Origin of the sequence: Rhodococcus sp. M8 (assembly GCF_015654185.1) — a bacterium.
In the GTDB taxonomy this organism is placed as follows: domain Bacteria; phylum Actinomycetota; class Actinomycetes; order Mycobacteriales; family Mycobacteriaceae; genus Rhodococcus; species Rhodococcus aetherivorans.
The window spans coordinates 5,658,764-5,671,566 of sequence record NZ_CP064065.1; the positions used below are offsets into that span (position 1 = coordinate 5,658,764).

Consider the following 12,803-nt stretch of genomic DNA (forward strand, 5'->3'; position numbering starts at 1 on the left):
ATCGGCGGTACCGTGACGCGCACTCGTCGTTCGGTGGCCGCGAGCCTGCCGGACTTTCCGTGGGACTCGCTGACCGGCGCGAAGGAGAAGGCGGCCGCGCACCCCGGCGGCATCGTCAATCTCTCGGTCGGCACCCCCGTCGACCCCGTCGCCCCGGTCATCCGTGAGGCGCTGCTCGCCGTCGCGGAGGAATCCGGGTATCCGACCACCCACGGCACGGAAGCGCTGCGCGCCGCCGCGGTCGGGGCGCTGGCCCGACGCTACGGCGTCACCGGCATCGACGCGTCCGCGATCCTGCCGGCCATCGGCACCAAGGAGATGATCGCGTGGCTGCCGAGCCTCCTCGGCCTCGGCGGCAGCGACCTGGTGGTGATCCCCGAGCTGGCGTACCCGACGTACGAGGTGGGAGCGCTGCTCGCCGGCACGCGGATCATTCGTGCCGACGGCCTCAACCGCCTGGGACCCGAGGGCGCGGCGCTGGTGTTCGTGAACTCGCCGTCGAACCCGACGGGCAAGGTGCTCGGCCTCGAACACCTGCGCAAGGTAGTGGACTGGGCGCGCAGCCGGGACGCGATCGTCGTCTCCGACGAGTGCTACCTGGGCCTGACCTGGGAGGGTGAGGCACTGTCCATCCTGCACCCGAGCGTGTGCGACGGCGACCACACGAACCTGCTCGCGGTGCACTCGCTGTCGAAGACGTCGAACCTGGCCAGCTACCGCGCCGGCTTCGTCACCGGCGACGCCGAACTCGTCGCGGACCTGCTCGAGGTGCGTAAGCACGCCGGCATGATGGTGCCGCTGCCGATCCAGTCGGCGATGACCGTCGCGCTGAACGACGACGAACACGAGAACGCGCAGCGCGAGCTGTACCGCAAGCGCCGCGAGGTGCTGCTCGCGGCCGTCCGCGGTGCCGGGTTCACGGTGGATCACTCCGAAGCCGGCCTGTACCTGTGGGCGAGCCGCGGCGAGGAGTGCCGCGCGACGGTGGACTGGTTCGCCGAACGCGGGATCCTCGTGGCCCCGGGCGAGTTCTACGGTCCCGGCGGCGTCCAGCACGTGCGGATCGCGCTGACGGCCTCGGACGAGAGGATCGCGGCCGCCGCGCAGCGGCTGATGTGATGCGCGCGCATCGGCTGACGTGATGTGCGCGCACCGGCTGATGTGATGTGCGCGCAGCGGCTGATGTGATGTGCGCGCACCGGCTGACGTGATGCGCGCACGGCGGAAGCGACGCTGCCCGAGCAGGATTGCCGTATGCGACGCCGTGTTCGGCGCTACCCTGGGCCCAGGGAGGCCCCATGGACGCCGTCACTGCAGTTCCTGCGCCGGCCAACGAGCCGGTCCACACCTACGCTCCCGGCAGCCCGGAGCGGGAGCGTCTGACCGCCAAGCTGAAGGAGCTGGCGGCCGAACCGGTGGACGTCTCGCACGTCATCGGCGGCGAGCACGTGCACGGTGAGGGCGATCGCTTCGACATCGTGCAGCCCCACAACCATCACGCGGTGCTCGGCACCCTGCGCAACGCCACCCCGGCGGAGGCGACGGCGGCCGTCGAGGCGGCGACGGCCGCGGCCCCCGCGTGGCGGGAGATGTCGTTCGACGCCCGCGCGGCCGTGCTGCTGCGGGCCGCCGACCTGCTGGCCGGGCCGTGGCGGGAGACGATCGCGGCCGCCACCATGCTGGGCCAGTCCAAGTCGGTGCAGCAGGCGGAGATCGACGCGCCGTGCGAACTGGTCGACTTCTGGCGATTCAACGTGCACTTCGCCCGGGCGCTGCTCGCCGACCAGCCGTATTCGTCGCCGGGTGTGTGGAACCGGATGGACTACCGGCCGCTCGAGGGGTTCGTGTACGCGATCACCCCGTTCAACTTCACGGCGATCGCCGGGAACCTGCCCACCGCTCCGGCGCTGCTGGGCAACACCGTGGTGTGGAAGCCCGCACCGACGCAGTCCCTGTCGGCGTACTGGACGATGCGCCTGCTCGAGGCGGCGGGGATGCCGCCGGGCGTGATCAATCTGATCACCGGGGACGGCCGGGTCGCGTCGGAGGTGCTCCTGCGCGATCCGCGGCTGGCCGGTATCCACTTCACCGGGTCGACCCGGACGTTCCAGCACCTGTGGCGGGAGGTCGGGGCCAACATCGACGGCTACCGCACGTATCCGCGGCTGGTGGGGGAGACCGGCGGCAAGGACTTCGTCCTCGCGCACCCGTCGGCCGATCCGGGCGTGCTGTCCACGGCCCTGATCCGGGGGGCCTTCGAATATCAGGGGCAGAAGTGCTCGGCGGCGTCGCGGGCGTTCCTGCCCCGCTCCCTGTGGCGGCGCATGCGCACCGAGTTCCTCGACGAGGTCGAGAGCCTGACCTACGGCGACGTGACCGACCTGTCGAACTTCGGCGGCGCCCTGATCGACCGGACCGCCTACGAGAAGGTCGTCGGCGCCCTCGAGCGGGCCCGCGACCGCGAGTCGATCGAGATCGCCGTCGGCGGCGGGTACGACCAGTGGGTCGGCTGGTTCGTGCGGCCCACCGTCCTGCTCACCGACGATCCGGGTGACGAGTCGATGTGCACGGAGTACTTCGGTCCGGTGCTGAGTGTGCACGTCTACGACGACGCGGAGCCGGACGCGTGGCGGCGGGTGCTCGACCTCGTCGACCGCGGCGCCCCCTACGCGCTCACCGGCTCGGTGATCGCCGAGGACCGCGCGGCCGTCGAGGAGGCCACCGCCGTGCTGCGGTTCGCGGCCGGCAACTTCTACGTCAACGACAAACCCACGGGCGCGGTGGTGGGGCAGCAACCCTTCGGCGGCGGCCGGGCGTCCGGCACCGACGACAAGGCGGGCTCGCCGCTGAACCTGCTGCGCTGGGTGTCGGCGCGGACGATCAAGGAGACGTTCGTGCCACCGACGGACTACCGGTACCCGCACATGAAGGGCGGGTGAGGTCCGTGGTCGCCTCGGAACCGCTGCCGTCGCCGCCCGTGACGTCGCGGGCGCTGCCGCGGCTGGCGTCGAACCCGCTGCGGCCGGTGATCCTCGCGGCCGCGAAGTCGCCCCGCGTCCGGGCGCTGGTCACCACGGCGCCGCCGACACGCCGGCTCGTCGACCGGTTCGTCGCCGGGGACACCCGCCCCGACGCGCTGGCGGCCACGAAGGCCCTGCTCGGCACCGGACGGGCGGTGAGCATCGACCACCTCGGGGAGGACACCACCGATCTCGCGCAGGCCCGGGCGATCGTCGCCGAATACGAGGCGCTGATCGCCGACCTGGCTCCGCTGGTCGAGCGCGATGCGCCGATGCCGGCGGTGGAGGTGTCGGTCAAGCTCACCGCGCTCGGCCTGGCCCTCGGCGCCGAGGGCCCCGGCATCGCGCTCGGGCACGCCCGGCAGATCTGCGCGGCCGCCGCCGCGGCGGGGGTGTGGGTCACCGTCGACGCCGAGGACCACACCACCACCGACGCCACCCTGTCGATCGTGCGGCGGCTGCGCGAGGACTTCCCCTGGGTCGGTGCCGTGCTGCAGGCCTACCTGCGCCGCACCGAGGCGGACTGCCGCGACCTGTCCGGCCCGGGCTCGCGGGTGCGGCTGTGCAAGGGCGCCTACCGCGAACCGGCGTCGGTGGCGTACCAGGATTCCGCCGAGGTGGACGCCTCGTACCTGCGGTGCCTGCGGGTGCTCATGGCCGGGCAGGGCTATCCGATGGTGGCCTCGCACGACCCGGCGATCGTGGCGGCCGCGGGACCGCTCGCCGCCGAGTACGCCCGCGGCCCGCACGGATTCGAGCATCAGATGCTGTACGGGATCCGCGACCTCGAACAGCGCCGGCTCGCCGGCGCCGGCCTGCGCATGCGGGTGTACGTCCCCTACGGGGCCCAGTGGTACGGGTACCTGATGCGGCGGCTCGCGGAGCGGCCGTCGAACCTGCGGTTCTTCCTGCGCTCGGTGGTGTCACGGGATTGAACGTCCGGCGCCGGGGGAGCGGACCCGCCGTCGACGGAACCGGACGCCGGGTACGTCCGCAGGTACATTGACGCCCGTGAGCACCTCGGAGGCCGACCCCGGTTCGGTGCTCCTGCTCGCCCTCGTCGCGGCCCTCGCGGTGCTGCTCGCGCAGCGTCGGTGCGCGCCGCCGGGGCGGCTGGTGTGGTGGCCCCCGCCGGGTCAGCTGCTGTGGCCGCCGCCGGTGACCGCGCTCGTGCTGTGGCTCGTCGTCGCGGTCCCGTCGCTGCTGCGCCTGGCCGTGCCGTCGCTGCTCGGGACGTTCGGCCGCGACCCGCTGCGGATCCGCGCCGAGGACGAATGGTGGCGGGTCCTGACCTCGGTGCTCGTGCAGGACGGCGGCGTGTTCGTCACCCTGGTGAATCTGCTCCTCCTCGCCGTCGTCGCGACCGTCGCGGTGCGGGTGTGGGGCCCGGGCCGGGCGGTCGGGTTGTTCGCGGTGAGCCAGCTGCTGTTCGGACTGTTCACCGCGTTCGTGTCGCCGTCGACCGGTGCCGGCAGCTCGGGCGCGTCGTTCGCGGTCGCGGGGTCGATCGCGGGCCTGTGGCTGGCGGTCGGCGCCCGCGGGGCCGTGCTCGCGGCCGCCGTCGGCATCGGCCTCGCCGGCGCGGTGCTGGTGGTGGCCGGTGACGGGCACGGCGTGGCCGTCCTCGTCGGTGTGCTGCTCGGCGCGGTGCTCGGGACGGTGGCGCCGCCGCGCCGCGCCGCCCTCGCGGCGGCTGTGCGATCCTGACCGACGTGTCTTCGCTGCTTCGTTCCCTCAACCCCCTGGCCGTCGCGCGCGGCGACGACCTGCCCGACGCGGTCCGCATCGACGGGCACACGCTCTCGCGCAGCGACATCCTCGGCGCGGCCGGTGCCCTGGCCCGCCGCATCGGCGGAGCCGAACGTCTCGCGGTGCTCGCCGCGCCGACGGCGACGACGGTGATCGCGGTGGTGGGCTGCCTGCTCGCCGGGGTCACCGTCGTCCCGGTGCCACCGGACTCCGGCCCCGCGGAACGGGAGCACATCCTGCGCGACTCCGGAGCTCAGGCGTGGCTCGGGGACGCGCCGGACGAACCCGGCCTGCCGGTGGTGCCGGTGCGGCTGCACGCCCGCGACTGGCACAGTCACCCGGAACCCGATCCGTCCCGCACGGCGTTCGTGCTCTACACCTCCGGCACCACCGGCGCGCCCAAGGGCGTGCTGCTGAGCCGCCGCGCGATCGCGGCCGGGATCGACGCGCTGGCCGAGGCGTGGGACTGGACCGAACGCGACACGCTGGTGCACGGGCTGCCCTTGTTCCACGTGCACGGCCTGATCCTCGGCGTGCTCGGTCCGCTGCGCGTCGGCAGCCGGCTGATCCACACCGGCAGGCCCACCCCGGAGGCGTACGCGCAGGCGCACGGCACCCTGTACTTCGGGGTGCCGACGGTGTGGTCCCGCGTCGTGGAGGACGAGGAATCCGCGAAAGCCCTGAGCGGTGCGCGGCTGCTCGTGTCCGGCAGCGCGCCGCTGCCCGTCCCGGTGTTCGAGCGCCTGCGCGAGCTGACCGGGCTGACCCCGATCGAGCGGTACGGGATGAGCGAGACGATGCTGACGCTCAGCACCCGGGTCGACGGGGAGCGCCGGCCCGGATGGGTGGGTACTCCGGTGCGCGGGGTCGAAACCCGGCTGCGCGACGAGCACGGCAACGACGTCCCCCACGACGGGGAGAGCATCGGCGGGCTGCAGGTGCGCGGGCCGATGCTGTTCGACGGCTACCTGAACCGTCCCGACGCGACGGCCGCGGCGTGGACCCCGGACGGGTGGTTCGTCACCGGCGACGTCGCGGCGATCGATCCGGGCGGGTTCCACCGCATCGTCGGTCGCGAGTCGACGGACCTGATCAAGTCCGGCGGCTTCCGGGTCGGGGCCGGCGAGATCGAGACCGTGCTGCTCGGCGATCCGTCCGTGCGGGAGGTCGCGGTGGTGGGCGTCCCCGACGACGACCTGGGCCAGCGCATCGTCGCCTTCGTGGTGCCCGCCCCGGACGGCCCGGCCGTCGACCCGGGCGCGCTGATCGAGCTCGTGGCCCGTCAGCTCTCCGTGCACAAGCGGCCGCGGGAGGTGCGGGTGGTGGACACCCTCCCGCGCAACGCGATGGGCAAGGTCCAGAAGAAGCAGCTGCTGACCTGAGTCTCGGCCCGTCGCCGCCGCCGGGTGTGAGCCAGGTCTCTGCGGGCCCTTGTCCGATTCGCCCGGGCCACGTACCTTCCTACGGCAGAGTAAGTTCGTCTCTTTCCGGAGTCATGGGGGGTTCCGCGGAATGTCGGTGTCCGAATACGGTTCGCGGTCCGGGGTGGCGTTCGTCGTCGACGGAAGGCCCGCCTCGGTCCCGCTGCGGGACCTGCGCGCCGTCGCCCGCAAGCTGGTCGCGCACTTCGCGGACAACGTCGCGCCGTGTTCGCTGCAACCGGGCGAAGCCCTGCGCGGCGACGTCACCGAGATCACCGTCCGGTGCCTGCGCCTGGCGATCCAGGTGCTCGACACGGGGGAGCTGCCGACCGACGCCGACCTGTCGGAGCTGCGCAGCAGCGCCGCCCAGTGGGCGCGCGCCGGGTTCCGTCTGGAATACATGCTGCGCATCTACCACGAGGGCATCCGGCTGGGCTGGGAACTCGTCACCGCCCGGGCCCGCGAGGGCGACGTCGAGTCGGTCGCCGCGGCGTCGCGGCTGTGGATGGCGCTGCTCGAACGCGTCACCGTCGCCGCGACCACCGGGTTCGTCGCCGAACTCGAGGCGATGCGCCGCAACCGCGACGTCGCGGCCCAGGAGCTCGTGACGGCCCTGCTCGGCGGGCAGGACGCCGCCGCCGTCGCGCGCCGGTCCGGGCTCGAGCTGGCCGAGCGGTACACGGTGCTGGGCGTGCGGCTGGGCCGGCACCCGGACGAGCGCAATCCGCACGTGCGGCCGGAGGTCGTCGCGCGGCGTACCCTGCGGCGGCTCGAGACCGAGCTGGACCGGGTGTGCGACGGCCGGCAGCTGACCATGCTCGGACCCGAGGGCGGCACCGTGCTGCTCGGCGACACCCCGGCCGAGCACATCCGCACCGCGCTCTACGAGCGGGTCGCGCGTGCCGCGGGGGTGCCGCTGACGGTCTCGCTCGTCGAGTCCGACGTCCCGGGCATCCCCGCCGCGGCGCACCAGGCGCACGAGCTGCTCGAACTGGTCGGCCATCTGCGCCGGCCCGCCGGCGTGTACCGGATGCAGGACCTCGCGTTCGAGTATCAGCTCACCCGGCCCGGGCCGGCCCGCGAGCACCTCGTGCGGGTGCTCGAACCGCTCGCCGACGCGCCGGAGCTGGTCGAGACCCTCGAGACCCACATCGCCCACGAACTGAGCCGCCAGCGCACCGCGCGGAGCCTGCACGTGCACGCCAACACCGTCGACTACCGGCTCAAGCGGGTCGCGCAGCTCACCGGGTTCGATCCCACCGTCCCCTCCGGGCTGCGCCACCTGCACGCCGCGCTCGTCGCGCGGCGCCTCCAAAGCGGAGCGGCAGCCGGCGGCTCACCTTCCGACGGCACGTGAGACCGGACCGTTACGATGTGGCGCAGATCATGACGACGGTGTGTGCGGCGCGGCCCGGCACCGGCAGGGGAGGACCACATGGCAGGAGGCCGCCACAGCGTGCGGACGTCACGTGACGGCCGATCGACCCGGGTTGTCGCAGTCGTCGGAGCGGTGGTGGTGGTAGTGCTCGCGGCGGCCGGAGTCGGCGTCGTCCGCGCCCTGACCGGAGGATGCGACACCGTCGAGCAGTACAGCCTCGCCGTCGCTCCGAGCATCGAACCGGCCGTGAGTTCCGTCCTCTCGGAAAACGCGGACACCCACTGCTACGAGTTCACGGTCGACACCGCCGAACCGGGGGACGTCGCCGGGCTGCTCGGCAAGGGGATCGACGCGCCCGACCTGTGGATTCCCGATGCCCGGTGGTGGGCGAGTCGTGCGGCACCGACCGCCGCCGGGCCGGTACAGATGATCGCCGGGGCGATCGCGAGCACCCCCGCGGTGCTGGTCGGGCCCCCGGGGGCGGTTCCGGAGGTGTCCAGCTGGCGCGCCGCCCTCGCGATCCCGGATCTGGTGCTGGGCAACCCGCTGCGGACCGGTGTCGCCGCCGCCCCGATCCGGGCGGCCCTGGCCGAGACCCAGGACGACCCCGTCGCCGTCGGCACGGTGCGCACCGCCATGGTGCCGCTGGCCCAGAAGGAGAGCATCCGCACCGAGGAGGCGCCCAGCGGCGCCGACCTGCTGGCGACGATCGGCGCCGACGGCATCGGCGTCGCCACCGAGCAGCAGGTGCTGGCCTTCACGACGGCGAACGAGTCGGCCCTCGAGGCGCGGGTACCGGACAACGGCAGCATCCTGCTGGAATATCCGGTGGTGGTGACGTCGCCGGTGCCCGACCGGCACCATCGCGCGACGGACGCCGCACGGGTACTGATCGAGGTGCTGGGCACGGAGAAGGCCCTCGACGTGTTCCACGACCACGGGTTCCGCGGGCCCGACGGCGAGCCGTTGCCCGACGGCCGCGGCATCGGGGGCGTGCCGCTGCTGTCACTGCGGGACGAGGCGATGGCGGAGGAGGCGCTCGGCGCCTGGTCGCTGATGGCGTTGCCGATCCGCACGCTCGTCGCGATCGACGTGTCCGGTTCGATGCGGTTTCCCGCCGGCGACGGCACCCGGATGGACCTGACGGTGCGGGCCGCCCTCGCGGGCAATGCGATGTTCCCCGACAGCGTCTCCGCCGGGCTGTGGGCGTTCTCGCAGGACCTCGGCGGTGACGGCCAGGACTATCTCGAGCTGGTGCCGATCCGGCGGTACGACACCGACGTGGACGGGCGCACCCAGCGTGAGGTGATGGCGGCCCAGGCGGAGAAGGTGCCCGGTCTGGTCGGGGGTGGCACCGGCCTGTACGACACGACTCTCGCGGCGTTCCGCGCCGTGCAGCAGAGTTACGACCCGCGCGCGGTCAACAGCGTCATCGTCCTCACCGACGGAGCGAACGAGGATCCGGACAGCATCACCGAGGCGCAGCTCCTCGAGATCCTCGCGCGGGAGCAGGACCCGGCACGGCCGGTGATCGTCGTGACGATCGGCATCACGGAGGACGCGGATGCGCAGACCCTCGCCGAGATCTCCCGCGTGACCGGCGGCTCGAGCTACGTCGCCCGCGACCCCGCGGACATCGCGAACGTCTTCGTCAACGCCCTCGCCGACCGCGGCGAGCGCTGAGGCCGCCGGCCACCCCCCCGGACCTACCGCGCCGCGGTGCGGGACCGGCTCCGGCGCTGCCACAGCCGGGACACCGCGGCGATGAACAGGAACAGCACCGCCGTCGAGGCCAGCTGTATCCGCGCGGCGGAGTCGAACAGCATGAGCACGACGAACGCGCCGAGCATGGCCAGGGTCAGCCAGCTCAGGTAGGGGAACGCCCACATCCGGACGGTGAGGCGGCCCTCCTGTTCGAGCGTGGGCCGCAGCCGCAGGTGCGAGACGACGATGAAGATCCAGATCGCCAGCAGGGCGGAGCCGACCGCGTTGAGCAGGATGCCGAGGATGTCCTCCGGCAGCCACCAGTTCAGCAGGACCGAAACGAACCCGAAGAACACGGACAGCAGCACGGCGTTGCGGGGAACACCCGTGCGGGAGAGCTTCGCGAGCACGGTCGGGCCGTCGCCGCCCCGGGCGAGGGAGTACGCCATGCGTGAGGTGCCGTAGACGTTGGCGTTGAACGCCGACAGCAGGGCGATCACTACGACGAGTTCCATGAAGCCCGACACGTACGGCAGGCCGGCGATGTCGAGGACGCTCACGAACGGCGAGGTCTCCCCGCTCGCCGACGTCCACGGCAGCACCAGCACCATGATCGAGATCGAGCCGAGGTAGAACAGGCTGATGCGCCACACGACGGTGCGCACCGCGGTCGCGATGGACCGCTCGGGGTCGCGCGACTCGGCCGCGGCGATGGTGACGATCTCGATGCCGCCGAACGCGAAGGCGACGGCCAGCAGGCCGGCGGCGATACCGGCGAGCCCGTTGGGGGCGAAACCGTCGCCGTCGCCGAGCAGGTGTGTCAGTCCCACCGGCTCGGTGTCCGGCAGCAGACCGAACACCAGCAGCACGCCGATGACGAGGAACGCGATGATGACCGCGACCTTCAGCGCCGCGAACCAGAACTCGAACTCGCCGAAGTTGGCGACCTTCGCCAGGTTCACCACCGCGAAGAACGTGACGAACACCAGGGCCACCACCCATTGCGGCACGCCCGGCAGCCAGCTGCTCACGATCGCCGAGGCGCCGGTGATCTCGACGCCCAGCACCATGATGAGCATGAACCAGTAGAGCCAGCCCATCGTGAAGCCGGCCCATTCACCGATGCCGATGCGGGCGTAATGGGAGAAGGATCCGCTGGCCGGGAGGGCCGCTCCCATCTCCCCGAGCATGCGCATCACGAAGACGATCATGATGCCGGCCAGGACGTAGGAGACGATCACCGCGGGTCCGGCGGCGGCGATGCCGACGCCGGACCCGAGGAACAGGCCTGCGCCGATCGCGGAACCGAGTCCCATCATCGTCAGGTGCCGGACCTTGAGCCCGTGCTCGAGGTGGTCGGCTTCGGTGAGTGTGTGCTCGGTTTTCGACACGATCGGTTTCTCTGGGTCAGTCGTTGGCGTGCAGCGCCGCATTCAGTTCGACGCCGGTGCCCTTGGTGGGAACCACCTCGACGGCGCCGGTGACCGAGTTGCGGCGCAGCATCAGGTTGGAGCGGCCGTTGAGGTCCTTGGCCTTGACGACGGTGCCGTCGGGGCCGCTGACCTTGGTGCCGGCGGTGACGTACAGGCCGGCCTCGACGATGCAGTCGTCGCCGAGGGAGATGCCGACACCGGCATTGGCGCCGAGCAGGCAGCGCTTGCCGATGGCGATGACCTCCTTGCCGCCGCCGGACAGGGTGCCCATGATCGACGCGCCACCACCGATGTCGGAGCCGTCGTCGACGACGACGCCGGCGGAGATGCGGCCCTCGACCATCGAGTTGCCGAGCGTGCCCGCGTTGAAGTTCACGAAGCCCTCGTGCATGACGGTGGTGCCGGCGGCCAGGTGTGCGCCGAGGCGGACACGGTCGGCATCGGCGATGCGCACCCCGGACGGCACGACGTAGTCGACCATGCGGGGGAACTTGTCGACGCCGTACACGGTCACGGGGCCACGGATGCGCAGGCGCGAGCGCACCAGTTCGAAGTTGTCGACGGCGCACGGGCCGTAATTGGTCCACACGACGTTGGCGAGCAGACCGAACACGCCGTCGAGGTTGGCGCCGTGCGGCCGGACGAGGCGGTGCGACAGCAGGTGCAGCCGCAGGTAGGCGTCGTGCGCGTCGGCCGGCGGCTGGGACAGGTCGGCGATCGTCGTGCGGACCGCGACCTGGTTGACCTCGCGCGCCTCGTCGGCGCCGACGAGCAGCGCGAAGTCCGACGGGATGTCCGTGCCCTCGAGCCGAGACGTGCCCGTCTCGCTGTATTCGCCCAGCGTGGGGGCCGGGTACCAGGTGTCGAGAACGGTGCCGTCCGCCGCGATGTTGGCGATGCCTACTGCTGATGCTCCCTGTGCACTCACGGTCGTGAAGCGTACGCGAGGCGTCGTCGTTCGCACCGGCGGCCTGGGAAATCGCTCCACGTATTGTACTTGCATGTCTGCACCGCGCCTGGACCTGCACGCCGATCCGATCGAGCTGACCGCTGCGCTGGTCGACATCCCCAGTGTCTCGCAGGACGAGGCGGTGATCGCCGACTCCGTCGAACAGGCGCTGCGCGAGCAGACCACCGGTTTCGAGATCGTCCGCAGCGGCAACGCGGTCCTCGCGCGGACCCGGCTCGGCCGGCCGAGCCGGGTGCTGCTGGCCGGGCATCTCGACACCGTGCCCATCGCGGACAACGTGCCGTCGCGGCGCGACGGGGAGTTGCTGTACGGCTGCGGCACGGCCGACATGAAGTCGGGCGACGCGGTGTTCCTGCACCTGGCCGCCACCATCGCGGACCCGGCGCACGATCTGACGCTGGTCTTCTACGACTGCGAGGAGATCGCCGCGGCCTACAACGGTCTCGGCCGCATCGAGCGGGACCTGCGGGACTGGCTGGACGCGGACGTGGCGATCCTCGGCGAGCCGACGGCCGGGCAGATCGAGGCGGGCTGCCAGGGCACCCTGCGGGTGCGGATCTCGGCGACCGGGGTGCGCGCGCATTCGGCGCGGTCCTGGCTGGGTGACAATGCGATCCACCGGCTGGCCCCGGTGCTGGAGCGGCTCGCGGCCTACGAACCGCGATCGGTGGACATCGACGGCTGCGTCTACCGCGAGGGTCTGTCCACGGTACGGATCGCCGGCGGCGTCGCCGGCAACGTGGTGCCCGACGCCGCGGACCTCGACGTCAACTTCCGGTTCGCGCCCGATCGCACCGTCGAGCAGGCTCTCGCGCACGTGCGGGAGGTGCTCGACGGTCTCGACGTCACCCTCGAGCTCACCGACAGCTCGCCCGGCGCGCTGCCCGGCCTGGCCCACCCCGCCGCCGCGGACCTCGTCGCCGCGGCCGGCGGCCGGTTCCGGGCCAAGTACGGATGGACGGACGTCGCGCGCTTCGCGGCGCTGGGGATCCCGGCGGTCAACTACGGTCCCGGCGATCCGAACCTCGCGCACAAGCGCGACGAGCACGTGCACGTGAAGCAGATCACGGAGGTCGCCGGCACGCTGCGGAGGTATCTGGCCGCCTGACGCACGATGCGGGGCATCGG

10 protein-coding genes are annotated in these 12,803 nt (G+C 72.3%); 8 read left to right on the plus strand and 2 right to left on the minus strand.

All coding sequences use genetic code 11. The features are described from left to right. Positions 1–33 precede the first annotated feature (33 nt). The 7 genes from dapC to ISO16_RS25890 all read left to right on the plus strand — a co-directional run bounded on the left by dapC (position 34) and on the right by ISO16_RS25890 (position 9,251). The gene (gene dapC / locus ISO16_RS25860; protein ID WP_043799291.1) at positions 34–1,119 is read left to right on the plus strand and encodes a succinyldiaminopimelate transaminase; all 1,086 of its coding nucleotides are present in this window, start codon (positions 34–36) and stop codon (positions 1,117–1,119) included. Between the two features lie 179 nt (positions 1,120–1,298). Then, positions 1,299–2,939 (plus strand): L-glutamate gamma-semialdehyde dehydrogenase, encoded by a 1,641-nt coding sequence (gene pruA / locus ISO16_RS25865; protein ID WP_072634727.1) that lies wholly within the window; start codon positions 1,299–1,301, stop codon positions 2,937–2,939. Then, positions 2,936–3,955 carry a proline dehydrogenase family protein gene (locus tag ISO16_RS25870; protein ID WP_072634728.1) on the plus strand — a complete coding sequence of 340 codons (1,020 nt, stop codon included), beginning with the start codon at positions 2,936–2,938 and terminating at the stop codon, positions 3,953–3,955. Before pruA ends, ISO16_RS25870 begins: the two co-directional genes overlap by 4 nt. A gap of 76 nt (positions 3,956–4,031) precedes the next feature. Continuing rightward, the gene (locus ISO16_RS25875) at positions 4,032–4,727 is read left to right on the plus strand and encodes a hypothetical protein (RefSeq protein ID WP_006933977.1); all 696 of its coding nucleotides are present in this window, start codon (positions 4,032–4,034) and stop codon (positions 4,725–4,727) included. Between the two features lie 5 nt (positions 4,728–4,732). Further along, complete coding sequence (locus tag ISO16_RS25880) at positions 4,733–6,151, plus strand: acyl-CoA synthetase (RefSeq protein WP_043799251.1); 1,419 nt, start codon at positions 4,733–4,735, stop codon at positions 6,149–6,151. Positions 6,152–6,281: 130 nt separating this feature from the next. Next, positions 6,282–7,547 carry a PucR family transcriptional regulator gene (locus tag ISO16_RS25885; RefSeq protein ID WP_006933981.1) on the plus strand — a complete coding sequence of 422 codons (1,266 nt, stop codon included), beginning with the start codon at positions 6,282–6,284 and terminating at the stop codon, positions 7,545–7,547. Between the two features lie 153 nt (positions 7,548–7,700). Beyond that, a complete protein-coding gene (locus ISO16_RS25890) occupies positions 7,701–9,251 on the plus strand; it encodes a substrate-binding domain-containing protein (RefSeq protein WP_083662452.1) in 1,551 nt (516 codons plus the stop codon). 23 nt (positions 9,252–9,274) lie between these two features. Here ISO16_RS25890 and ISO16_RS25895 read toward each other — a convergent pair whose 3' ends face one another. Both ISO16_RS25895 and dapD read right to left on the minus strand, forming a co-directional pair. Then, positions 9,275–10,663: an amino acid permease gene (locus ISO16_RS25895; protein WP_072634730.1), complete on the minus strand. Its 1,389-nt coding sequence runs from the start codon at positions 10,661–10,663 to the stop codon at positions 9,275–9,277. Positions 10,664–10,679: 16 nt separating this feature from the next. Next, the gene (dapD, locus tag ISO16_RS25900; protein ID WP_029542360.1) at positions 10,680–11,633 is read right to left on the minus strand and encodes a 2,3,4,5-tetrahydropyridine-2,6-dicarboxylate N-succinyltransferase; all 954 of its coding nucleotides are present in this window, start codon (positions 11,631–11,633) and stop codon (positions 10,680–10,682) included. A 73-nt stretch (positions 11,634–11,706) separates the two neighbouring features. Between dapD and dapE the strand changes: the two genes are divergently transcribed. Further along, positions 11,707–12,783: a succinyl-diaminopimelate desuccinylase gene (gene dapE, locus ISO16_RS25905; protein WP_072634731.1), complete on the plus strand. Its 1,077-nt coding sequence runs from the start codon at positions 11,707–11,709 to the stop codon at positions 12,781–12,783. Positions 12,784–12,803 lie beyond the last annotated feature (20 nt).